The organism is Pedobacter nototheniae, from assembly GCF_032678625.1.
GTDB lineage: Bacteria > Bacteroidota > Bacteroidia > Sphingobacteriales > Sphingobacteriaceae > Pedobacter > Pedobacter nototheniae_A.
In genome coordinates, this window is sequence record NZ_JAVTSO010000010.1 from 13,925 (window position 1) to 37,986 (window position 24,062).

Annotated in this window: 23 protein-coding genes; 15 read left to right on the top strand and 8 right to left on the bottom strand. The window is 36.8% G+C overall.

Features of this window, described 5'->3' with window-relative positions; all coding sequences use genetic code 11:
• Nucleotides 1-38: 38 nt before the first annotated feature.
• The 4 genes from R2Q77_RS20075 to R2Q77_RS20090 form a co-directional block, all read right to left on the bottom strand.
• A complete protein-coding gene (locus R2Q77_RS20075) occupies nucleotides 39-2,732 on the bottom strand; it encodes a valine--tRNA ligase (RefSeq protein WP_316805493.1) in 2,694 nt (897 codons plus the stop codon).
• 288 nt (nucleotides 2,733-3,020) lie between these two features.
• On the bottom strand, nucleotides 3,021-3,644 hold the full coding sequence (locus tag R2Q77_RS20080; protein ID WP_316805494.1) for a Uma2 family endonuclease: 624 nt from the start codon (nucleotides 3,642-3,644) through the stop codon (nucleotides 3,021-3,023).
• 7 nt (nucleotides 3,645-3,651) lie between these two features.
• Nucleotides 3,652-4,275, bottom strand: coding sequence for a Uma2 family endonuclease (locus tag R2Q77_RS20085; protein WP_316805495.1), 624 nt, complete (start codon nucleotides 4,273-4,275; stop codon nucleotides 3,652-3,654).
• A gap of 28 nt (nucleotides 4,276-4,303) precedes the next feature.
• Nucleotides 4,304-6,301: a heavy metal translocating P-type ATPase gene (locus R2Q77_RS20090; protein ID WP_316805496.1), complete on the bottom strand. Its 1,998-nt coding sequence runs from the start codon at nucleotides 6,299-6,301 to the stop codon at nucleotides 4,304-4,306.
• A gap of 291 nt (nucleotides 6,302-6,592) precedes the next feature.
• On the opposite strand from R2Q77_RS20090, the gene R2Q77_RS20095 reads away from it, so the two are divergent.
• The 4 genes from R2Q77_RS20095 to R2Q77_RS20110 all read left to right on the top strand — a co-directional run bounded on the left by R2Q77_RS20095 (nucleotide 6,593) and on the right by R2Q77_RS20110 (nucleotide 10,498).
• A complete protein-coding gene (locus R2Q77_RS20095) occupies nucleotides 6,593-8,629 on the top strand; it encodes a M13 family metallopeptidase (protein WP_316805497.1) in 2,037 nt (678 codons plus the stop codon).
• 147 nt (nucleotides 8,630-8,776) lie between these two features.
• The gene (locus R2Q77_RS20100; RefSeq protein WP_316805498.1) at nucleotides 8,777-9,565 is read left to right on the top strand and encodes a DUF2625 domain-containing protein; all 789 of its coding nucleotides are present in this window, start codon (nucleotides 8,777-8,779) and stop codon (nucleotides 9,563-9,565) included.
• The gene (locus tag R2Q77_RS20105) at nucleotides 9,555-10,037 is read left to right on the top strand and encodes a tetratricopeptide repeat protein (protein ID WP_316805499.1); all 483 of its coding nucleotides are present in this window, start codon (nucleotides 9,555-9,557) and stop codon (nucleotides 10,035-10,037) included. Before R2Q77_RS20100 ends, R2Q77_RS20105 begins: the two co-directional genes overlap by 11 nt.
• 5 nt (nucleotides 10,038-10,042) lie before the next feature.
• Nucleotides 10,043-10,498, top strand: coding sequence for a DinB family protein (locus tag R2Q77_RS20110; RefSeq protein WP_316805500.1), 456 nt, complete (start codon nucleotides 10,043-10,045; stop codon nucleotides 10,496-10,498).
• On the opposite strand, the gene R2Q77_RS20115 is transcribed toward R2Q77_RS20110, so the two are convergent.
• A complete protein-coding gene (locus tag R2Q77_RS20115) occupies nucleotides 10,495-10,836 on the bottom strand; it encodes an MmcQ/YjbR family DNA-binding protein (protein ID WP_316805501.1) in 342 nt (113 codons plus the stop codon). The two genes, R2Q77_RS20110 and R2Q77_RS20115, sit on opposite strands and share 4 nt — an antisense overlap.
• A gap of 158 nt (nucleotides 10,837-10,994) precedes the next feature.
• On the opposite strand from R2Q77_RS20115, the gene mnmD reads away from it, so the two are divergent.
• From mnmD to R2Q77_RS20150, 7 genes are all read left to right on the top strand, one after another.
• Nucleotides 10,995-11,657 (top strand): tRNA (5-methylaminomethyl-2-thiouridine)(34)-methyltransferase MnmD, encoded by a 663-nt coding sequence (gene mnmD, locus R2Q77_RS20120; protein ID WP_316805502.1) that lies wholly within the window; start codon nucleotides 10,995-10,997, stop codon nucleotides 11,655-11,657.
• Nucleotides 11,658-11,750: 93 nt separating this feature from the next.
• Nucleotides 11,751-12,698, top strand: a complete 948-nt coding sequence (locus R2Q77_RS20125) for an aldo/keto reductase (protein ID WP_316805503.1) — start codon at nucleotides 11,751-11,753, stop codon at nucleotides 12,696-12,698.
• Nucleotides 12,699-12,775: 77 nt separating this feature from the next.
• Nucleotides 12,776-13,888, top strand: a complete 1,113-nt coding sequence (locus R2Q77_RS20130; RefSeq protein WP_316805504.1) for an AI-2E family transporter — start codon at nucleotides 12,776-12,778, stop codon at nucleotides 13,886-13,888.
• Nucleotides 13,889-14,185: a hypothetical protein gene (locus tag R2Q77_RS20135; RefSeq protein WP_316805505.1), complete on the top strand. Its 297-nt coding sequence runs from the start codon at nucleotides 13,889-13,891 to the stop codon at nucleotides 14,183-14,185. It abuts the gene before it with no gap.
• Between the two features lie 180 nt (nucleotides 14,186-14,365).
• Nucleotides 14,366-15,172 (top strand): nucleoside triphosphate pyrophosphohydrolase, encoded by an 807-nt coding sequence (gene mazG / locus R2Q77_RS20140; protein ID WP_316805506.1) that lies wholly within the window; start codon nucleotides 14,366-14,368, stop codon nucleotides 15,170-15,172.
• Nucleotides 15,173-15,973: a tRNA pseudouridine(38-40) synthase TruA gene (gene truA / locus R2Q77_RS20145; protein ID WP_316805507.1), complete on the top strand. Its 801-nt coding sequence runs from the start codon at nucleotides 15,173-15,175 to the stop codon at nucleotides 15,971-15,973.
• An 84-nt stretch (nucleotides 15,974-16,057) separates the two neighbouring features.
• Nucleotides 16,058-16,504 carry a hypothetical protein gene (locus tag R2Q77_RS20150; protein WP_316805508.1) on the top strand — a complete coding sequence of 149 codons (447 nt, stop codon included), beginning with the start codon at nucleotides 16,058-16,060 and terminating at the stop codon, nucleotides 16,502-16,504.
• Between the two features lie 204 nt (nucleotides 16,505-16,708).
• On the opposite strand, the gene R2Q77_RS20155 is transcribed toward R2Q77_RS20150, so the two are convergent.
• A complete protein-coding gene (locus R2Q77_RS20155) occupies nucleotides 16,709-17,929 on the bottom strand; it encodes an ABC transporter permease (RefSeq protein ID WP_316805509.1) in 1,221 nt (406 codons plus the stop codon).
• A 146-nt stretch (nucleotides 17,930-18,075) separates the two neighbouring features.
• Here R2Q77_RS20155 and R2Q77_RS20160 point away from each other — a divergent pair, with 146 nt between their 5' ends.
• On the top strand, nucleotides 18,076-19,344 hold the full coding sequence (locus R2Q77_RS20160; protein ID WP_410479315.1) for an exo-beta-N-acetylmuramidase NamZ domain-containing protein: 1,269 nt from the start codon (nucleotides 18,076-18,078) through the stop codon (nucleotides 19,342-19,344).
• An 80-nt stretch (nucleotides 19,345-19,424) separates the two neighbouring features.
• Nucleotides 19,425-19,640, top strand: a complete 216-nt coding sequence (locus tag R2Q77_RS20165; protein WP_316805510.1) for a hypothetical protein — start codon at nucleotides 19,425-19,427, stop codon at nucleotides 19,638-19,640.
• Nucleotides 19,641-19,674: 34 nt separating this feature from the next.
• On the opposite strand, the gene R2Q77_RS20170 is transcribed toward R2Q77_RS20165, so the two are convergent.
• Together R2Q77_RS20170 and R2Q77_RS20175 are read right to left on the bottom strand one after the other, a co-directional pair.
• Complete coding sequence (locus R2Q77_RS20170; RefSeq protein WP_316805511.1) at nucleotides 19,675-21,528, bottom strand: ATP-binding protein; 1,854 nt, start codon at nucleotides 21,526-21,528, stop codon at nucleotides 19,675-19,677.
• 32 nt (nucleotides 21,529-21,560) lie between these two features.
• A complete protein-coding gene (locus R2Q77_RS20175; RefSeq protein WP_316805512.1) occupies nucleotides 21,561-22,598 on the bottom strand; it encodes a DNA topoisomerase IB in 1,038 nt (345 codons plus the stop codon).
• Nucleotides 22,599-22,698: 100 nt separating this feature from the next.
• Here R2Q77_RS20175 and fmt point away from each other — a divergent pair, with 100 nt between their 5' ends.
• Together fmt and R2Q77_RS20185 are read left to right on the top strand one after the other, a co-directional pair.
• On the top strand, nucleotides 22,699-23,607 hold the full coding sequence (gene fmt / locus R2Q77_RS20180; RefSeq protein WP_316805513.1) for a methionyl-tRNA formyltransferase: 909 nt from the start codon (nucleotides 22,699-22,701) through the stop codon (nucleotides 23,605-23,607).
• Nucleotides 23,608-23,634: 27 nt separating this feature from the next.
• Entirely contained in the window at nucleotides 23,635-24,060 is a 426-nt protein-coding gene (locus R2Q77_RS20185; protein WP_316805514.1) for an SRPBCC domain-containing protein, read from the top strand.
• The last annotated feature ends 2 nt before the right edge of the window (nucleotides 24,061-24,062 follow it).

The following is a 24,062-nucleotide window of genomic DNA, read 5'->3' on the forward strand; positions in this document are numbered from 1 at the left end:
TTAATTCTAACAGGCTTAAACATTTTATATTATCAGTTTTATGATCCTAAAAGGGCTAAACTTTCTTCAATAATCTTAATCTTGGCTTCGGCATCTGCTTTTTTATTACGTTCGTTGTTAATAATTTCCGGTTTAGCATTTTGCACAAAACGTTCGTTACTCAATTTCGCATCAACAGATTTTAGGAACCCTTGTAAATACACCAAATCAGCATTTAAACGGATACGCTCGGCATCGGCATCAATATTATCTGTCAGGGCGATAAAGAATTCATCTTTCCCTGCCATAAAAGTTGTTGCGCCTGGTATTTTTTCGTTCACAAATGCAGCATCGCTTACATTAGCGAGTTTAAAAATAACATTTAACCATGTTTGATAATCCAGACCAGAATTTACTTTCAGGTTTAAAGGCAATGCCTCTTTAGGAGAAATTTGTTTTTGGTTACGAATATTTCTAATCTCAGCAACAACAGTTTTAATTACTTCGGCATCTTTTAACAAAGCGGCATCAAACGAGCCACCTTTTGGATATTCAGCTACAATGCAACAATCCATTTCTGTACGTTCGCCAAATACTTCATCGTGCCATAATTCTTCTGTTAAGAAAGGCATATAAGGATGAAGTAGCTTTAAAATATTTTCAAAAAATGAAACGGTTGCTTTGTAAGTACCGGCATCAATAGGTTGTTGATATGCAGGCTTAACCATTTCCAGATACCAGGCACAAAAGTCGTCCCATACCAATTTATAGGTAATCATTAACGCTTCAGATAAACGGTATTGTTTAAAGTTGTCTTCTATCTCAACTAAAGCCTCGTTAAATCTATTCTCGAACCATGAAATGGCCTGATTATTAGGATTTTCCAGGTTTTCGTTAATTTCCCAACCTTTAACCAACCGGAAAGCATTCCATATTTTACTGGCAAAGTTACGCCCTTGTTCACAATGGCTTTCATCAAACATTAAATCATTTCCTGCCGGAGACGACATTAGCATACCTACGCGAACACCATCTGCACCATATTTCTCAATCAATTCAATCGGATCGGGAGAATTGCCTAAAGATTTAGACATTTTTCTACCCTGTTTATCTCTTACAATACCTGTTAAATAAACATTGGTAAATGGTTTTTTTCCCATAAACTCGTGCCCAGCCATAATCATACGGGCCACCCAGAAAAACAAAATTTCGGGCGCAGTTACCAAATCATTTGTTGGATAATAATAGTTGATGTCCTTATTATCTGGATTTTTAAAACCATCGAAAACAGAAATTGGCCATAACCAGGAAGAAAACCAGGTATCCATTACATCATCATCCTGCCTTAAAAAAGGTTCCAATTGGTTTTTAAATCCAGCCTTTTCAGCATCAGAACATGTTTGATCGAGGTTTTTCTTTTTCCAGAATTCTTCTAACGCCTCATCCTTAGTTTTAGCAACAACCCAATTCCCTTTATCATCATACCATGCAGGAATGCGTTGTCCCCACCATAGTTGACGAGAAATGTTCCAATCGCGAACATTTTCCATCCAGTGGCGATAAGTATTCTCAAATTTATTTGGAATCAGGTTTACTTCGCCATTCAATACATCGGCCAAAGCAGGTTTTACCATTTCCTCCATTTTAACAAACCATTGCATAGAAAGCTTTGGCTCTATGGCCGCATTGGTCCGTTCAGAAAAACCAACCTGCGATTTATAGTCTTCTACTTTCTCCAAATGGCCAGCTTCTTCCAGTAAAACAGCAATTTTTTTACGTGCAACGAAACGATCCTCGCCAACTAAAATAACTGCAAGTTCATTTAAAGTACCATCATCATTTAAAATATCTGTTACCGGCAAATGATGTTTAACACCCAGCTCATAATCATTTAAATCGTGTGCAGGTGTAACTTTTAAACAACCTGTACCAAATTCAATATCAACATATTCATCTTCAATAACCGGAATTTCATGATTAACCAGCGGAACGAAAACCTTTTTACCCTTTAAATGGGTAAAACGCTCATCATTAGGATTAATACAAATTGCAGCATCAGCCATAATTGTTTCAGGACGCGTAGTGGCAACCACAAGGTAGTCAGGAGTCTGAAGTTCAGCGTTCGAAGTCCCGTCGCCTACAATAGTATAACGGATGTAATACAATTTCTGGTTCACCTCTTTACGGATAACTTCTTCATCAGATACAGCAGTTTTACCCGCCGGATCCCAGTTAACCATACGGATGCCACGGTAAATCCATCCTTTTTTATGCAGATGAATAAAGGTATCAATAACGGCTTCCGAAAGATCATCTTCCATCGTAAAGCGAGTACGATCCCAATCGCAGCTTGCACCTAATTTTTTAAGCTGTTCTAAAATAATACCACCGTATTTTTCTTTCCATTCCCAGGCATATTTCAAAAACTCTTCTCTCGAAATGTCTTTTTTATTAATTCCCTGTTCCTTAAGCATCGCTACAACCTTTGCTTCAGTTGCAATAGAAGCGTGATCTGTTCCCGGAACCCAGCAGGCATTTTTACCTTGCATCCGGGCTTTACGGATCAAAACATCCTGAATGGTATTGTTAAGCATATGCCCCATGTGCAGCACACCGGTAACATTTGGCGGCGGAATTACAATAGTGTAAGGCTCGCGTTCATCTGGCTCGGAGTGGAAAAATTTTTTCGATAGCCAATAGCTATACCATTTATCTTCGGTTTCTGCAGGATTGTACTTAGTGGATATGCTCATGAAAATTATTCAATATCTGTTTGAGCCAGCAAAAATACGTTTTTAAGGGCAAAATTTAAAGTATAAAAAGAGCCGCTTCATGACGCTGAAAAGCTTAAATACGGATTGCAGAAAAACATTCTGCTAAGCACAATAAAGGTTAAACTAAATTGATCAACTCATGGTTATGAAAAAACTGTATGGTATTATGAACCTTTAAGCAACGAAACTATAATTAATTAAGTCGATAAAAAATGCCTCCGCAGCAGTTAAACAATTTAGAAAAAACAACTATTCAAATGATAAAACCTATCCGGCAAAAATATCATCCAAAAGCACCTCAAAACCCGACAATACAGATGAAGTTATTTTTTCGCTTAGCGTAAAAATTTTAGAGGGATAAAATTTACCTTCTTTAAGTGTATAAATTAGAATAGTTTGATCACTTTGACTCACTACCCAATATTCTTTAACACCAAATTCTTCATATATTTTATATTTATGAAGCAATTCTTTTTTATTATTTCCGGGAGATAAAATTTCGACAATCAAATCAGGGGCACCAACACAACCGCGTTCATCGAGCTTGCTTTTATCGCAAATTACACAAATATCGGGTTGTAAAACCGTATAAATAGCCGCATCAGCAATGCTTTCTTTAGGAAAACGAACATCAAATGGAGCGCAGTAAACTTTACATTCCTTCCTGTTTAAAAAATTGCTTAATAAGTTTATAATATTAATAGAGATTTCCTGATGAACCCTTGATGGGGCGGGGCTCATTTTAAATACTTTTCCTTTTATGAGTTCTACCCGATCATCAAAAAGCCATTTTAAATAATCACCATAGCTGTACGTTAATGATGCATCAATATCTTCGAACTTTTGTATAGGTCCATCCTGTAGCTCTGGGTATGGTGTTGGCTTCTTCATGGCATAGTTAATCAGCAAAAATATCATCCAAAAGCACCTCAAAGCCCGGCAATACGGAAGAAGTTATCTTTTCGCTTAGTGTAAAAATTTTAGAGGGATAAAATTTACCTGCTTTAAGTGTATAAATTAAAATAGTTAGATCACTTTGACTCACCACCCAATATTCTTTAACACCAAATTCCTCGTATATTTTATATTTGTAAAGCAATTCTTTTTTATTATTTCCGGGAGATAAAATTTCGACAATCAAATCAGGGGCACCAACACAACCACGTTCATCGAGTTTGCTTTTATCGCAAATTACACAAATATCAGGCTGTAAAACCGTATAAATAGCCGCATCGGCAATGCTTTCTTTCGAAAAACGAACATCGAATGGAGCATTATAAACTTTACAGGAATGATTTTCCAGAAAATTTCTGATTTTTATGAAGATGTTCCCCGAAATTTCCTGATGAGCCCTTGAAGGTGCGGGGCTCATTTTAAATACTTTTCCTTTGATCAGTTCTACCCGATCATCAAAAAGCCATTTCAAATAATCACCATAGCTGTACGTTAATGACGCATCAATATCTTCGAACTTTTGTATAGGCTCATCCTGTAGCTCTGGATATGGAATTGGCTTACTCACACCCAAATATACTAATTTTAATAGTATTTTAAAATTTCATTTTCTGTATTCTTACTGCATTTAATATGGCTAATAAAGCTACGCCAACATCAGCAAATACGGCCTCCCACATGGTTGCAATACCGCCTGCACCTAAAATCAACACCAAAGCTTTTACAGCAAATGCAAGTGTTATATTTTGAAACACTACGTTTTTAGTGGCCTTGCCAATTTTTATAGCAGTGGCAATTTTTGAGGGCTGATCTGTTTGTATCACCACATCGGCAGTTTCAATGGCTGCATCACTCCCCATTGCCCCCATTGCGATACCAATATCACTAAGGGCCAAAACGGGCGTATCATTTATGCCATCGCCCACAAAAGCAACTACCTTAGTCGTATCCTTTTTAATTTCCTCTAATTTTGCAACCTTATCTTCAGGCAACAAATCGCCAAAAAATGTGTCGATACCCAAATCAGTAGCCACCTTTTTAACAATTGAAGTTTTATCGCCACTTAACATAACCACTTGCTTTACGCCGTTGGCATGTAAATTTTTTATCGCTTCTAAGGCATCTTCTTTAATTTCATCGGCAATTAATACATAGCCGGCATACTGTTGGCTTACAGCTACAACAACAATGCTTTCCTCAATATCATTTAACTTTTGGTCATAATTAACCTTAAATTTCTCTAATAATTTAACATTACCTGCTAAAACCTCTTTACCATTTACATTTGCCACTAAGCCCATACCCGATATTTCCCTGATGTTTTCTGCCTGGGAGATGGCTTTTCCACCAGCGTACTCCACAATTGCCTTTGCTATTGGATGGGTTGATTTAGTTTCAACAGCGGCTAAAAGGTTTATAAAATCTTTTTCATCAATCAGGCTTTCTACTTTCTGCACTTTAAAAACACCTTTGGTTAGGGTTCCGGTTTTATCCATTACCACCGTATTTAGCTTGGTAATAAGCTCTAAAAAGTTAGATCCTTTAAACAAAATACCATTGGCCGAAGCTGCTCCTATACCTCCGAAATAACCTAAAGGAATCGAAATGACCAATGCACAGGGACAGGAAATTACCAGAAAAACAAGGGATCGGTACAACCATGTTTTAAAAACATAATCATTGCCTAAAAACAATAAAGGAATAACAACAAGGGCTAAGGCCAGGAAAAACACAATTGGCGTGTACACTTTAGCAAACCTGCGGATAAACAACTCCGTTTTTGCTTTACGGGTTGTGGCATTTTGCACCATTTCTAAAATTCTGGAAATGGCACTTTCTTCAAATAATTTAGCAACCTTAATTTCTATTACGCCATCCAGGTTTAGCATCCCGGCCAGTACATTTTCAGTTTTATTTATGGTTTTGGGTTTACTTTCGCCAGTTAAGGCAGCGGTATTAAAACTGCTTTTATCCGATAACAATTCGCCATCCAAAGGCACCTTTTCTCCTACTTTAACTTGTATGGTTTCTCCAATTTTAACCGTTTCTGGTTTTACAGTTTCGTAGTGGCCCATCCTTAAAACACTTGCAGCATCCGGGCGGACATCAAGCAAGGCTTTAATATTTTTTTTAGCCCGGTTAACTGCAGCCATTTGAAATAATTCTCCAATGGTATAAAAAAGCATTACCGTTACCCCTTCTGGATATTGCCCGATGCAGAAAGCACCAATAGTTGCAATAGACATGAGCGAAAACTCAGTAAAAAAATCCTTGTTTTTAAACGTTTCCCAAACCTCCCTCAGCACAGGCAAACCAACAGGCAAATAAGCTAAAATATACCAATATGGCCGAATGAGGTTGAAAGCCTCGATTTTAAATAGATTATAGAATGCAATGCCTATAAGCAACATTACCAAGGTTACAATTGCCGGCAAATAAGTGTTAAACTGGGCAGGATCTTCAGCATGACTATGGTCGTGGCCATGATCATCGTCGCCATGAGAATGCCCGTGATTATGATGGTGTTGATGCACTGGTTTTGTTTTACTGCTACAGCAGCTATCTTCTTTATGTAGAGTTCCTGATTCGTTCATCTTTCTGGATAATAGTCAAAATTAATCAAAATATAATTGCTATCCCGAATCATTCTTAATAAGAAAAATTATTACACTTACACAATAAATAGTGTTAAAAAATGTTAATAGTGTATTAAGATTTAAAAATCATGAAATCTATTAAGACCATATTTTCGCCAGCTGAATTTATCCGACGCCTCGGTTTAGCTAAAATATACTACTGGTTCAATAAGTAATATTTCTATTATATTAATTATATATCATTTAGTATTTCCTAATTTTCGCTGTTATAACTAACTTTAATAGCGAATGAAATATCAACATTTAAAACGATACTTTGCATCATTGGGTATTGTTGCAGCCAGTTTCTCTGCAAATGCACAAGTTCCTAAAAAATTTATCGACCCTGCCAACATGGATCTTTCTGTTAAACCAGGCGATGATTTTTATAGATATGCAAGTGGTACCTGGATTAAAAACAATCCTGTACCGGCAAAAGAAACCCGCTGGGGTAGCTTCAACGAGCTTCGTGATTTCAACATTAATGCGGTAAAAAGCCTTGTTGAAGATGCTGCAGCAGATAAGTCAGCGCCTGCCGGATCTGTTAAAAAACGTGTAGGCGATTTCTATACCGCAGCAATGGATAGTTTAACCATCGAAAAGTTAGGCTATTCTCCAATCAAACCTGAACTTGAAAAAATTAAACAACTTAAAGACATTACAGCAATTTTAGACCATGTTGCATATATGCGCACCAATGGCTTAGCTGGCGGAATGTTTGGTTTAGGTGTTGGCCAGGATCGTAAAAATGTAAACAAATACATGGTTAACCTTGGTCAGGGTGGCACTACCCTACCAGATCGCGATTACTATTTAAAAGACGATGCACGCAGCGTAAAAATTCGTGAAGCGTATAACACTTACATGGTAACCTTGTTTACTTTAACAGGAAGCACACCTGCCGAAGCGCAACAAAAAGCAACCACTGTTTTTAATATCGAGAAACAATTTGCAGAAGCACAGATGAGCCGCCTGGAAATGCGCGATCCTTATAAAACCTATAATAAATTTACGGTTACGGAGTTTAACAAAACCACGCCCGATATTAACTGGAATACTTACCTGCCAAAATTCAAAATCAATGGTCAGGATACGATTTTGGTTTCTTCCCCTAAGTTTTTTACCAGTTTAGATGCTATGCTGAAAAGTGTTTCAGTTACAGACTGGAAAACTTATTTGGAATGGAATGTATTAAAAGGATCAGCTTCCAGCTTAAGCTCTCCTTTTGTTAAAGCCAGTTTTGCCTTTAACCAGGCTCAAACCGGACAAAAAGTTCAAACGCCACGTTGGCAACGCATGTCATCTTTAACGGATGGCACCATTGGCGAATTATTAGGGCAATTATATGTTGCCAAATATTTCAAGCCTGAAGCTAAAGAACGCATGAACCAGATGATTGTGAATTTGCGTAAAGCATTTGAAATCAGAATTAATGGTTTAGAGTGGATGAGTGCAGAAACCAAACAAAAAGCTTTGGCCAAACTCCATGCATTTACACCTAAAGTAGGTTATCCTGAAAAATGGAAAAATTATGATGGGTTGGTGATTAGCAAGGGCACTTATTTTCAAAACCTCAAAAATGCAAGTGTTTGGGGATACAACGAAATGGTAAATCAATTGGGTAAACCAGTAGATCGTAAAAAATTCGGTATGACTCCTCCAACCGTTAATGCATATTATAGCCCTACTTTAAATGAAATTGTTTTCCCTGCAGGAATTTTACAATTCCCGTTCTTTGATCCGAATGCAGATGACGCTGTAAATTATGGTGGCATTGGTGCAGTAATCGGTCATGAAATGAGCCACGGTTTCGATGATAGCGGAAGCCAGTATGATGCTGCCGGTAACCTTAAAAACTGGTGGACACCAGAAGATAAAGCTAAGTTTGAAGCCAAAACGAAAGCCTTGGGTGAGCAATTTGATGCTTACACTGTTTTAGATACTGTACATGTTATTGGTAAATTAACAATGGGCGAAAACATTGGAGACTTAGGTGGTTTAAATGCAGCTTATACTGCTTTTAAAATGACAAAAGAAGGCCAGAGCAAAGAAAAAATTGACGGTTTTACACCAGATCAACGCTTCTTTTTGGCTTGGGCACAGGTTTGGAGAGGCAATATTTTACCAGAAAGTGCCGCGCAGTTAATTAAAACAGATCCGCACTCGCCAGGAGAATTCCGTACAATTGGCGCACCAGTAAATATGGATGCATGGTACGAAGCCTTTGATGTTAAACCTGGCGATAAATTATACAAAAAGCCTGAAGATAGAATTAGAATGTGGTAAACTTATTTCCCTAAACAATTCATCCCAAAGAGGAATATCAAACCTATATTACAATCGTCCCGAGTTTTCGGGGCGATTTTTTTTAACCCCTTTTTTAATCAGGATCAGATTTATCATTCTATATTTGGTTAAAATAAGATTTACCTCATGATAAAAACATTTAAAGTCCTTTCTATTTTTTGTCTTTCCATTGCTTCTGTAGGGAGTATGGCACAAAACAAAATGCAAAGCCTTGAAGAGTTAATCAGCAAAACCGATCCGGCCTGGCCAATCGTTCAGAAATGGATAGATAGTGCTAAAAACAAAGTTGAAGTACTTGAAGTTGATTCGGCAAAAGCAAAAGATGCACTTTATAATGCGCAAATTTCTACCTATTCTACCTTAGGTGCCGTTGTGTACAATACGGGCGGAATCATGATAGACAATGGCTGGATCAGGATTTTAGGTTCAGGCAATACCAAATTAAACCGTTCGCTGCCCGAATGGAATAAAGGCAAAACCATTTCCGAATATGGAGATAAACCTGGCTACCTTTTAGTGGCTGATGATGCTGCTGGTGGCTTTTTCGCGATTAATTATGGAAGCCTGGGAACCGATTTAAAAAATGTTTATTATTTGGCACCTAACAGCTTAAACTGGGAACCACTCGGTGCTGGTTACGGAGAGTTTATTCTATTTTGTTTCGATAGCGACCTTAATAAATTTTACAAAGGTTTAAGGTGGTCTACCTGGAACCAGTTTATTGCCAATTTAGATGGAAATAAATCTTATAGTTTCCGACCGTATTTATGGGAAAAAGAAGGAACCGACGTTGAAAAATGTACCCGAAAATTAGTCGCTACAGAAGACCTTTATAAATTTAATATCACTAAACACAAGGAATTACAGGAAAACCCAAAAACAGAGAAGAAAGAAGAGGATAAAAATGAGCAGTAAAGTACCTGTAACAAGTCAAATTGCATGGACAGCGTTAATTATCCAATTTATTATTATCATTTTATTTTATTATGCATTTGAATATTTAGGCATTGGCGAACCCCTGATATTTGCATCATTGGCTTATGTGATATTGGCTTTTATTCTCCGAAAAACAATTGCCGGTAACCACCGAAAAGGATTAAAGCTTATTAAGCAGCAGCAGTTCCGTGAATCTATTCCATACTTTGAAAAAAGTATTGTTTTTATTGAGCGGCACAACTGGGTAGATCAATATAGGTTTATTACCTTATTTAGTTCCTCAAAATTATCATATAAAGAAATGGATCTCTGCAACATTGCCTTTGCCTACAGCCAGATTGGTGAGGGCGAAAAAGCCATTGTTTATTACGAAAAAGCCAAAGCTTTAAACGCCAATAATGGATTGGCAATTGCCGGACTTAATATGTTAAATGCAATAAAACAGAAATAAAAAAAATGCAGCCTACCATACAGCAAATTAAAAATACCCGTAAATATATTTTAGAATTGGTAAAAGATTTATCAGTAGAACAACTCAACAAAATTCCTGAAGGCTTTAACAATAACATCATCTGGAATATTGCACACCTTACTGCCGCACAGCAGAATATGTGTTATGTAAGGTCAGGGCTTAACATTGCCGTTGAAGATCAACATTTCACACCTTTTTTAAGCGGAACAAAACCAGAAAAATTTATCACTGAACCTGAGATAAATTTTATTTACGAAGTTCTTTTAAACAGCATGGACAGTTTTGAAACAGATTATTCCAATGGTATTTTCGTGCAGTTTGATCCCTGGAGTAAGCGTTACGGCATGAAATTAAATTCGATAGAGGATGCCATAAATTTTATTCCTTTCCATGAAGGTATGCACATTGGTTATATTATGGCTTTAAAAAAACTGGTTTAGCTATTATATTTTGCCTGTGTTTTTTTGGGTAGTTTAGCCAGTACCAATGCCCGCGAATCGGCTACTCTGCTTTTTAATTCCCCATCAGGTAAAACTTCCAGGTTTTCAATCTGTATCCATTGGCGTTTGGCCATGTGATAAGCCTGCATAAGGCCATTTCTTGCAGTTAATGCATCAAAGTCATCCGGATTACATTTTATAGAAAAACGACTTCCCTCCTCTATAGCAATAATGACAAATATTTTTTCTTCTATCATAAAACATAAATGCCCCCATTTCATGCCTTCCGTAGTACCGGGCAAACTCAAACAATATTCCCTGAAAGTTTCTATATCCATTTTTTAAAATTTACTATACGTTAAAAATACCCCTTACATATTACCCTATCCTAAATTATTATTCAAATATCTGCAATATTTCAGAAATCATATAAAATGATGCTGAACTTAATTCCAATTCTGCCCGAAAACCATCGCTAAAAACTTATTTTTGGACCATGAATATTCTTACACCAACAGCCGATGGTTCTAATACTTTATATAATGAAACCATAGGCGAACATTACCACAGCAAGCACGGGGCTTTACAAGAAAGCAAACATGTTTTTATAGATGCAGGATTAAAGTTTGCAGGTAATGAAAAATCCGAAATTTCTATTTTAGAAGTGGGTTTTGGCACAGGCTTAAACTTTATTCTAAGCTTTGAATATTGCACCGATCAACATTTAAAATTAAATTATACCAGTATAGAAGCATTTCCATTAACAAAGGAAGTGATCAACCAAACAGGATACTCTGCTTACGTAAAGGAAGAAACATGGACTAATTTTATTACACATTACGATAAAGCGTTAATCAGTGTTGAAAGTTTATCTGCGCTTTGTAATCTACAGATTCCGAATACTACCCTTGCTGCGTTTGAAACAGAACAAAAATTTGATGTAATTTATTATGACGCCTTTTCGGTACGGCACCAACCCGAAATGTGGACCGATGAAATTATTGCCAAAGTCTGCAGTTTTTTAAAACCAGGTGGAACTTTTGTAACTTATGCCATAACAGGCCAATTAAAAAGAGCTGTTAAGGCCTGTGGTTTTACCATTGAAAAACTTCCCGGGGCACCTGGCAAAAGGGAAATGCTAAGGGCCGTAAAGGCATAGTTTTACTGTTTTTGGCAAAAATTGACATACTTCAGACTGCTGCTTAAAACCCATTCGGGTTAGATTTGTTAAACTAAGATTAGAATTAATATTATGGAAAAACGAATTTTAGGAAAATCAGATTTAAATATAGCGCCAATAGTTTTTGGTGGAAACGTTTTCGGGTGGACTGTTAACGAACAAAAATCATTCGAAATACTTGATCAGTTTGTTGATTTGGGCTTTAATTTTATTGATACTGCAAATGTGTATTCGCGTTGGGTACCCGGTAACGAAGGTGGCGAATCAGAAAAAATTATAGGCAACTGGCTCAGTAAGCAAAACAAAAGGCACGATGTAATTATTGCAACCAAGGTTGGTGGCGATATGGGAAACGGAAAATCTTTGAAAAAAGATTACATCATCAATGAAGTTGAGCATTCTTTAACTCGGCTAAAAACCGATTATATTGACCTTTATTTCTCTCATTTTGATGACGAAAGCACACCTGTTGAAGAAACATTAAGCGCTTACGATGTTTTAATAAAAGCCGGAAAAGTTAGGTGGATTGGTGCTTCAAACTTTTCGGCAGATCGTTTAAAGGAATCCCTGCTGTTTTCAAATCAGCATAATTTACCGCAATACCAGGTTTACCAACCAGGTTATAATTTATTTGACCGGGAAGATTTTGAACGCGACCATGAAAAAATCTGTTTAGAGCATGGCTTAGGTGTAGTTACTTATTACGCTTTAGCCAGTGGCTTTTTAACGGGTAAATACCGTAGTGAGGATGATTTAAACAAAAGCCAGCGTGGTGGCGGTGTTAAAAAATACCTTAACGAGCGTGGTTTTAGAATTTTAAAGGCTTTAGATCAGGTTGCCGAAACACATCATACCGAAGCCGCAGCCGTTGCCTTAGCCTGGTTAATTTACCACCCTTCTATTACAGCACCAATTGCCAGCGTTACCAATCTAAATCAGTTAAAATCTTTTACAGATGCGGCAAACTTGAAATTAAGCCCTGCGGATATTTCATTATTAGATAAAGCAAGTATCTATTAGAAAATAATTATATATTTAAGTGCCTGATTAAAACAATTAGTCGGGCATTTTGTATATAACGGGACATAAAAAATTATATGAAAACTACCGGACTATCTTTTCTCCCTAAACTTGCCCTTGTATTATTCTGTTTAATCAGTTTAACCTATATTGCTATTTTAGGCCAATCATTACTTGCACCTTTATTATTCTCGTTCTTAATGGCGCTCCTGCTTTTACCGGTAGCAACCTTTTTAGAAAAGCGCTTTAGGTTTAAACGTAGTTTATCAACCATTTTCTCCGTTATATTAATGATTGCAGTAATTGGCGGCATCATATTTTTCTTTGGCAACCAGCTTACCGATTTGTGGCAAGACTGGCCTTTATTAAAAGAAAAGGCAAATGTTTCTTTTCACGAATTGCAACACTGGATTTCGGCTACTTTCCATGTAAATACCGAAAAACAAATATCTTATTTAAATGATAGCGCTGAAAAAGCATTGGCCACAAGTGCTACGGTAGTTGGTGCAACATTGCTTACGGTATCATCAACATTTTTATTTTTAGGTTTTACTTTACTATTTACCTTCTTTATTTTAAACTACCGCCACATTTTATTCACTTTTCTAACCTCAGTTTTTAAGGAAGAACACCGTGAAAAAGTAACTGAAATTGTGGGTCAGATTCAAAGCATTATAAAAAAATACATCATTGGCCTGTTTCTTCAAATGCTTATTGTTACGGTTTTAATGATTACCATTTTATCTATACTTGGTGTTAAATACGCTGTTTTATTAGGCTTGGTAGCGGGTATTTTTAATGTAGTACCTTATCTGGGCATATTTTCAGCTTTGTTAATCAGTTGTTTAATTACTTTCGCTACCGCTGGTGCCGCCAAAGTTCTATTGGTTCTAATTACTTTTGTAGCCGTACATGCGGTTGATGGAAACATCCTGATGCCTTTAGTAGTGGGTTCTAAAGTAAAAATTAATGCATTAATTGCTTTTATAGGCATTGTAGTGGGCGAAATGATCTGGGGCATTTCGGGCATGTTTTTGTGTATTCCTTACCTGGCCATGATGAAAATTATCTTCGACAGAATTGATGAACTACAGCCCTGGGGTCATTTAATGGGTGAAGGTGCTAAACCTTTCAAGAAAAGAAAGGTCTATCAGATTACCAAGAAAATTAAGCTCGAGGAAAAAGAATAAATGCCCGAAAACAGATCCCCGCACATATTAAGTACATCTGCCAATTTATTGGGTATATGTTTTATTGTACTTACCTCATTAAAGAAATTAAACCTCGCGGATGGTTCTTTAATTGATGAATTTGCAGTTTTGGCAGTGATTATTTTTATGGCGAGCTGTATTCTTTCTTTTATTTCTATGCGCAGAGAAAGGCTTGCCAGTAAAAAGCTGGAAAAAATAGCTGATGTAATATTTCTTTCGGGCCTGGTGGTACTGTTTGTGGCAACCATTTTAATTGCTTTTAATATCATTAAATAACCATTTGGGGTTAATTAGCATGAGCAAGAATACAAACCGCAGGAACAAGAATACCAACTTCAGTATTAAATTAATGCAGATCCATTAACTTGATTATTTTTGTTTAACCCTACCTATCAAATCATTTATTTTGGTAGCTGCACTATGTTTTGGTAATTTAGCCGCTTAATAAAATCTGCAATGCCTAATAATCCAATTCCATCCAGTGCCACTAATCCTGCTGATGCATTTTTGCGTTTACTTACCGTTTTAGATACACTGCGTACGCAATGTCCGTGGGATAAAAAGCAAACCATGGAAACGCTTCGTCACCTCACCATAGAAGAAACCTACGAACTTTCTGACGCGATTTTGGAGGGAGATCTTGAGGAGATTAAAAAGGAATTAGGAGATGTGATGATGCACCTTGTTTTTTATTCGAGAATAGCATCAGAGAACAATGATTTTAACATCACAGATGTATTAAACGGTGTTTGCGATAAACTGGTAAACCGCCATCCGCATATTTATGGTGATGTGGAAGTGCAAAATGAAGAAGATGTTAAACGCAACTGGGAACAGATTAAGCTTAAAGAGGGCAATAAATCTGTTTTAGCAGGGGTTCCAGTTTCTTTACCAGCCTTAGTTAAAGCATCAAGAATACAGGAAAAGGCTCGTGGTGTGGGTTTCGACTGGGAAAACAAAGCCCAGGTTTGGGAAAAAGTGGAAGAGGAATTGCAGGAATTTAAGGCTGAGTTTAACGTTGAAGATCAAACCGCAATTGATCACGAAAAAGCAGAAGCAGAGTTTGGTGATGTACTTTTCTCGTTGATTAATTATGCCAGGTTCATCAATATCAATCCTGAAAATGCGCTTGAAAAAACCAATAAAAAATTTATTAAACGCTTTCAGTACCTGGAAAATAAAGCCAAAGAAAACGGAAAGGCTTTAGCTGATATGACTTTAACTGAGATGGATATTTACTGGAACGAGGCGAAGAAATTATAAATGAGGTATTTTTTTCATATTGCTTACCAGGGCCAACATTATAATGGATGGCAAAAACAACCCTGCATTTTAAGTGTGCAGGATGTTTTGGAAAAGTCTCTTCAGCAAATTTTTAAAACCACTATTCCCATTATTGGCTGTGGCCGTACAGATGCTCATGTACATGCCAGTCAATTCTTTTTCCACGCTGATATTGAGCAGGATTTTGATTTCGATTTGCGCTACCGTTTAAATAAAGGGCTGCCCCAAAACATCGCCATTTTTGACATCATTAAGATGAAAGGATTGCCACATGCACGCTTTGACGCTGTGCAAAGGCAGTACGATTACTTTATCCATACCTATAAGGATCCTTTTTTAAGCAATCAAAGTTCTTTTTATTTAGAAGAGCAGCTGGATTTACAACAAATGAAGGCGGCAGTGGATTTACTCCCTAAATATAAAGATTATCGCGCTTTTTGCACACAACCGAATAAATACGAACATACAATATGTAATGTAATGGATGCAGGTTTATTTGTAAATGCCAAAGGCGACAGGATTCGCTTTCATATTGCAAGCAATCGCTTTTTAAGCAAAATGATCCGTATTTTAATGGGAAAAATTTTAAAGATTGGCCAGGGAAATTTAAGTATTGATGAATTTGAAAGCTTACTTATAACATTGGAAACACCCAAACTTTTAGAGCCTGCACACCCCACCGGATTATATTTATCTAAAGTAACCTACCCCTATTTAAACCTGCCGCCAAGAACAGAGTTTTTAACCGCCATGCAAGGCACAGAGTGGCTTTCTATTTAATTTTTACCTGATGTTGTAGCGCTTTTAATCTTTCACTCGTATTTAGAATGTAGATGCTTATTTCATCTATGGCTTGAATAAATAATGAAAATTAATCTACTCCTATCTTTGGCAACATGGTGTTTGTTGTTGAGCTGTAAAAAAGACCAGGTAAAAGGCGAACCTTTTATTTCTGGCAACTATGAAGGCACCTTTAATTATACAAACGGCAATAAAACAGCTGTATCGCCTGCTAAAATTTCATTTGGACCAACTACCTATTCTTCGGCTGCGCAACCTGGCAGAAAGCCTGCTGGTGGCGCTGGAAAGTATACTTTCAATTCCAATTCTTTTAAGTTTACAGATACACATATTTGGACAGCCGATTTTGACTGGTCATTAATTTTAAACGGCGATTATGCATATAAGGTTATGGGTGATAGTTTAATACTCACTAAATCTTTTGCCCATATTGATAATGCCCCATCAAATGCATTAGCTTCCACTTATCAGTACAGGTTAAAAAGAGTTAAAGATATGCCCGCCGAATAATTTTATTTTTAAAATGTGGCAGTTTTTAAAACACCTCGTTTTCTAAAGAACGAATCGGGGCGTCCTAAGTTTGGAATTTGTAAGGTGATTATTATGCTTTCCATTTTATTGGGTAAACGCTCCGGTTCGTTTTTTTTCAATGTCTACCGGACCATGATTAAACAGTAGAATTTAACAACCAATACAACCCAGGGCTTAAACCTATTACTTAAAACGGATGGCTTTAAGTGGCGAAACTTTGCTAATTAATAACGACGGGATAATAAGTACGGTTAAACACACTACTATTGTAACCACATTTAAAAGAAGTACATCCATAAAGTGAAATTCTATAGGTGCATAGGCCAGGAAATAGGAAGCCTGGCTAAGTTTGAAAATATGCGTAGCCTGTTGAAAAAAGCCTAAACCCAGTCCCAGCAGGTTACCAAGCAATAAGCCAATACCAATCAGGTAAGCAGAATTGTACAGGAATATTTTCATTATGCTAAAATTACTCGCGCCAAATGCTTTTAGCATACCAATCATATTGGTTCGCTCCAAAATCATAATTAGCAAGGCGGTAACCATATTAATTACCCCAACAATAAGCATCAGAATTAATAAAACCTTTGTATTAACATCTAAAAGACCGAGCCAGGTAAAAATATTTGGAAAATTCTCTGTTATAGAAAAAGACCGCAGCGTGGTAGGGAGATTATCATAAATTTGATCAGCAACGGGTTTTAAATCATTAAAATTTTTAATTTTAATTTCAATCCCACCGATTTCATTTGGCTTCCAGTTGTTTAAACGCTTTACAATATTCAAATTACCAAGTACAAAACCTTTATCTATATCTTCTACTCCAATATCGTAAATACCAGCAATTTTAAACTTACGCGGCCTTAACTGGTTTTGTACAAAATACATGATAAAATCATCCCCTGTTTTAAGTTTTAGCCGGTTTGCGGTATAGTTAGAGATCAATAACTCCTGCATGGCTTTTGCACTATCTGCAAAATTGATTACTGCACCACTAATCAGGTGTTTTTTAATATAATCCCAGTTGTAGCTTTTATCAACCCCTTTAAAATTAATTCCTTCAATCTCATCGTTTGCAGATAAAATTGCGGGTTTGGTTGCAAAAGGATAATAATAATTAATAGCAGAATTATGATCTAATCTTTTTTTGGTTGCTGCATCCAGCACAAATGGCGAATGCTCAAAAGAATTATTTAAATCGTACCGCGTAATTTGCACATCGCCTAAGTAACCACGTACTTTATCCTGAATTTCGGTTTTAAAGCCTTTAATAATTGCAATAGAAAGAATCATTACAGCAAGGCTAAGCATTACACCTGCTATTGCGATGCGAACAATCAACTTTGAAAAAGTCCGTTCTGATTTAATGGCTATTCGCCCGGCTATAAAATATTCGAAATTCAATTTGATAAATTTGTAACTTAGCAAAAATGCTTAATTCCTTTTAAATAAAGGCATTTATTTAGAAAAAGCAGAAGTTTAACCATAAAATTATTTTACCATTTGGCACAGATGTGCTTAAACCTGGAGAATAATTTTCAGAACCTTAGATGATGAGAACCTACATTAGTATTGCACTTTCTGGCTTTATTTGCCTTTCTGCCTGTGGGCAGCCAAGACCTTTGGATGGTGATTTAAAAACCAAGCACAGTACAACTTTAATAGATCGCGATAGAACCACTGCAAAAACAGCTGCAATGCAAACCGGTGCGGAGCAAACAGAAAAGTACCTGCCGCTTTTAAAAGGCAAGCGTGTTGGTATGGTGGTTAATCCTACTTCTATAATTGGCAACCAAACCGTTGTAGACAGCCTGCTGAAAAGAGGCGTTAAAATTGAAAAGATTTTTGGCCCTGAACATGGTTTTAGAGGAAATGCCAGTGCAGGTGTTACCGTAAATGATGCTATAGATACTAAAACCGGGATAAAAGCCATTTCATTATATGGTAAACATAGCACACCAACGGTCGAAGATTTAGCCGACATCGACATTATGGTATTTGATATACAGGATGTTGGCGTTCGTTTTTATACCTACATAAATACCCTGCAACACGTAATGGAGGCTTGTGCAGTAAACAATAAAGAGGTTTTAATTTTAGATCGCCCTAACCCTAATGGCTATTTAATTGATGGCCCAATTTTAGATCCGCAGTTTAAATCAGGTATTGGCGTGCAACCCATCCCAATTGCGCATGGTTTAACCGTTGGTGAGTATGCGCAAATGCTAAATGGCGAAGGCTGGTTAAAAGATAAGGTTAAATGTAAAATCAATATTATTAAAGTAGCCAATTATAACCACGATATGGAATATACTTTACCAGTTAAACCATCACCAAATTTAAATACGCAACAATCGATTATGTTATACCCAACAACTTGTTTGTTTGAGGGCACATATTTAAACCATGGTCGTGGAACCATGTATCCTTTCACAATTGTTGGTGCACCTGCTTTAAAAGGTAAATACAGCTTTAGTTTTACACCTAAAAGCATTAAAGGCATGTCAGAAACACCTTTGTTCCAGGATCAGGTTTGTTATGGCCTGGATTTAAGAAATATAGACATCGAGCAGATCAGAAAGAGCAAAACCATTCAATTGCAATGGATTATAGAACTGTATAAAAACTCACCTAATAAAGCAGATTTTTTCAAATCAAGTTTGAGTAAGGAGATGGGCGTAATAGAACGTTTGGTTGGCGTGGCTGATTTCAGGCAGCAAATTATTGACGGCAAATCTGAAAAAGAAATTAAGGCAAGCTGGGAACCTGGTTTAAGCGCGTACAAAACAATGCGCAAGAAATATTTGTTGTATAACTAATGTAGCGTTATACTATACGTAAATGGCTTATGGCGATCACACAATTTCACTGATTCTGCCATTTACGTTTAAACAAATTTATGATGAGCGGACCAAAAGAAAAAAGCAAAAAACCCGGAAGCAATTACGAAGAGGAAGTGCCTAAAGGACGTGAACCTGTAGACCATAAAACGGTAAAAAAAGAGAAAGAGGAGAAACATGACACAAGGGAAGCTGATGACACGAACCTTGCAAAAGAACGTGAGCAGAGTGAGCAGCCTGTGCATCCCATTAAAAAAGCGCCCAAACAACCCTAATAAGATTTTAGATTTATTTTTTTTTAGAAAATTGTTATGGCATAACCTTTAAGGCAAAATAAAACGTAGAGCCCGTACCTTCTGTACTTTCTACCCAAATTCTGCCGCCTTCACTTTTAATAATTTCTGAAGAGATATAGAGACCAAGGCCCAGGCCTGGATAAGTGTGTAAAAGGTGGCCACCAACCCTGTAAAACTGATCGAAAACTAAATGTTGCAGGTTAGTGGAAATTCCAATCCCATAATCTTTAACACTTAATATCACCTCATCATCTTGTAAATAACTCTTAACATCAATACCATTTGAATCGGTAGAATATTTAATGGCATTTGATAGAAAATTAGTAATTACCTGCCCTACCCTTTCTCTATCGGCATAAACAAGGGCATTACTTTGTAAATCGACATTAATATGGTGTTTGCTGGAGGTGTGTTGTATTTCTTCTACCACCTCTACCACCGCCAGGTCAAAATCAAATTTAGCAGGATTAAAAACCATTCTACCCGACTGGATTTTAGTTACGTCAAGTAAATCGCCAATTAAACCCGTTAACCTGTTTAATTGTAAGTCCATTTTCTTGACCATATTGGCTTTCTTTTCATCGCCCTCACTTCTGATCAGCTTTTCTAAAACCTGCGTATAAGCCTTAATGCTGGTAACCGGTGTTTTTAATTCATGACTGGCAACGCCTAAAAATTCGTCTTTTTGTTTTTGCAAATGCACTAATTTAGTTACATCAGTAGCACCGTGTAAGATGCCGTATGTTAGCCCTTCTGCATTTTTTAAAGGTTTATAGGTGAAATTATACCATCCTTTTGTGGGTTCACCATTAATGATTAAAGTCGCCTCCTGCTGGTCTGTATGGTAAGGGATTCCGGTACGGTAAACTTCCTGTAAAATTGGAATAAATGGCTGTCCAACCAACTCCGGAATGCCTTCTGCCATAGGTTTTCCAATTATACTGGCGTCTTTATCCCACATTTTAAGCATTTCATCATTGGCGATTCTTATCACAATGTCTTCTGTTTCGTATAAAGCCATAGGCATTGGATTTTCCAGCAAAAGATTTTTAAACCGCTCTTCACTTTCCTTAATCTGCTCCCTTACTTTAACTTGACTGGTTACTTCATTAGCAACCACCATAACCCCCGTAGTGTGATTGTCTTCATCCTTTATCGGGTCATAAACAAAATTAAAATAGCATTCTTCCAATAGCCCATCCCGTTCTATCCTTGCTAATGTTTCATTGCCATAATGAGAAATACCTTCTTTGTAAACTTGTTTCAGTAAACCTAAAAATGGCTGTCCAACCAGTTCTGGTAAGCCCTCAGCAAGCTTAGTTCCTATAACATCTTTAGATTTTCCCCATAAAACGAGTAAATCCTTGTTTGCCTCTTCAATAATAAGGTCAGCACCTCTTAAAATTCCAATTGCAACAGGTGCATTTCTAATAATTCTTCTGAAAAGAATTTCGTTTCGTTTTACTTTAAGCCTCGCATTAACCAGCTCGGTAACATCTGTTGCATTATTTAAAATGGCACATACTTTACCATTGGCATCTTTTAATGGTTTATAAATAAAATCGAAATAAAATGTTTTTAAAATGCCATCATTAATCAGTTCAACTTTATCTTCTTTAGCTTCGTAGGCCACTCCTGTATTATAAACCTGCTTTAGAATCTCCATAAATGGCTGTCCCTCCAATTCGGGGAGCGCTTTAGCAAGCTCCATTCCAATTACAGATATATCCCTTTCCCAGGCCTTTAAAATAGCTTTATTTGCCACCTTAATCACCATATTTTCTCCTGTATACAAAGCTATCGGCATAGCCGATTCTTCTATTAAAAGATTAAATAAGTCTGAATTATTGTTAAGGTCAAGGTGCATACACTGGATAGAGGGCGCAAATATAATTTGTTTTACTTACTTGTTGTTTTTAAAAAAGACAATAATACTTTTTCATCGTGCTCAAAACCTGTTTTTCCAGCAGTTTTACTTTTGCCCATCTTTTTCATGTATTTTTTCAATTCATTGTTTTCGTATGCAGTAAGTAAAAGCGGGTATACATAAGAGCTTTTGCAAACGGCCCGTGTATTGCCTAATTTTTCTGCCACACAATCCAACACGGTAACGATTACCTTTTTTGAATTAAGGCTTTCATCTGTACTGCAATTTGCAAACTGTCTTAAAGCTTCTAAAGTGCCGCCCCAGGTTCTAAAATCTTTAGCGGTAAAATCATCACCGGTAATTTCTTTAATATAGTTATTTATCTTTCCTGAATCAACGCTTTTATGCTCTTTCCCGTTAGAATAAAACTGAAACAACTCCTGCCCCGGTATGTCCCTGCATTTTTTAACCAGTTTTGCTAAATTCCGATCATTAAGCTCTACCTTTTGAAGCACACCTTTTTTACCCACAAAATCCATGCTAATTTTACTTCCGTTTATTTTTACATGTTTATCTCTGAGCGTTGTTAATCCAAAAGAACCATAAAGCTGTTTATAACTCTCATTTCCCACACGAATAAGTGTTTTTTGCAGTACATCCACACAAATGGCCAGCACTTTCCGTTCGTCAAAATTTTTACGTTTTAAATCCTTTGCCAACCGTTTGCGTGCCTCGGGCAAAGCTCGCCCGAATTCGTATAAACGATAATATTTATCGTCTGATCTTCTGCTGGTCCATTTTGCATGATATTTATATTGTTTTCTTCCCGCAGCATCCATTCCGGTCACTTGTAAATAAGCATTAGGCTTATTGGCAATCCACACGTTTTGCCAGGCCGGCGGGATTACAAGTGCTTTTATCCTGTCCAGGTGCTTCTCATCTGTAATTTTATGCCCTTCTTTATCCTCATAAAAAAACTTTCCAGCTTTACCTTTGCGGTAAATCCCAGGCATGGCATCCGTAACGTAAACCAATCCGCTTGCCTTAACAACATCTTTGCCTTGTACCATTTTAACCTATAAGTATGATTTATTTTTTAGTTATTTTGTAAAACTTAATGTGGATACACACGTTAGTTTTTATAAATAGTTAGAAACACAACATATTCTGATGAAAATAGTTTTTATGGGTACGCCCGACTTTGCCGTTGCCTCTTTAGATGCGCTGGTTCAGGCCAGTTTTAATGTAGTTGCTGTAGTTACAGCGCCTGATAAACCTGCCGGACGTGGACAAAAATTGAATGAAAGTGCTGTTAAAAAATATGCTGCTGAAAAAGGAATTCCGGTGTTACAGCCCGAAAAACTTAAAAACCCCGAATTTTTAGCGGAGCTTAAAGCCTTTAATGCTGATTTACAAATTGTGGTAGCTTTCAGAATGCTGCCCGAGGTGGTTTGGAATATGCCTCCAAAAGGAACAGTAAACCTGCACGGCTCATTGTTGCCTCAATATCGGGGTGCCGCACCAATAAACCATGTAATTATTAACGGAGAAAAAGAGAGCGGTGTAACTACCTTCTTTTTAAAACACGAAATTGATACAGGTGATGTAATTGTGAGCGATAGTATTGCCATTGCTGATGATGAAACTGCCGGAGACCTGCATGATAAATTAATGCTGGTTGGTGCAAAATTACTCGTTAAAACGGTTAAAGCCATTGAAGAAAATAATTTTACCGAGCAACCGCAGCCGCAGAGCACCGATTTAAAACACGCTCCAAAAATATTTAAAGAGGATTGTAAAATAGACTGGAATAGCCATACACAAACTGTTTATAATTTAATAAGAGGTTTAAGTCCATACCCTACTGCTTTTACTTTATTTAATGATAAAACCTTAAAAATTTTCAAAGCTGAATTTGAAGATAAAGAACCGGGAATTTCTGCCGGGAGTTTTTTAACAGATGGCAAAACTTATCTGAAGTTTGCAACTAAGGATGGATTTATAAAAGTTATAGACATACAGTACGAAGGCAAAAAAAGAATGCCGATTGAAGATTTTTTAAGAGGAATGAGGTTATAATCCTCCTTTAACATTAAACTTTAACCTATGAAAACAGACCCAATTATAGTAGAGCATCAGATTAATGCAAAAACTGAAGAGGTATGGAAAGCCTTAACGGATAAAGACCAAATGAAAAACTGGTATTTTGAGCTAAAAGATTTTAAACCTCAAGTTGGGTTTAAATTTGATTTCCTCGGTGGAGCTGAAGATAAACAGTACCTCCATCTCTGTAAAGTGACCGAGGCTGAAGAAAACACAAAATTATCGCATACCTGGCAATACGACAATTACGAAGGCAATTCTGTAGTAACCTGGGAGATTTTTCAGACTGCAGAAGGCACACGAGTAAAACTTACCCATACCGGAACGGAAAGTTTTCCTAAAGATGACCCTAATTTTGCGCGTAAAAGCTTTGAAGCCGGATGGAATCACATTGTTAGAACAAGCCTTAAAGATTATTTAGAAAGATAATC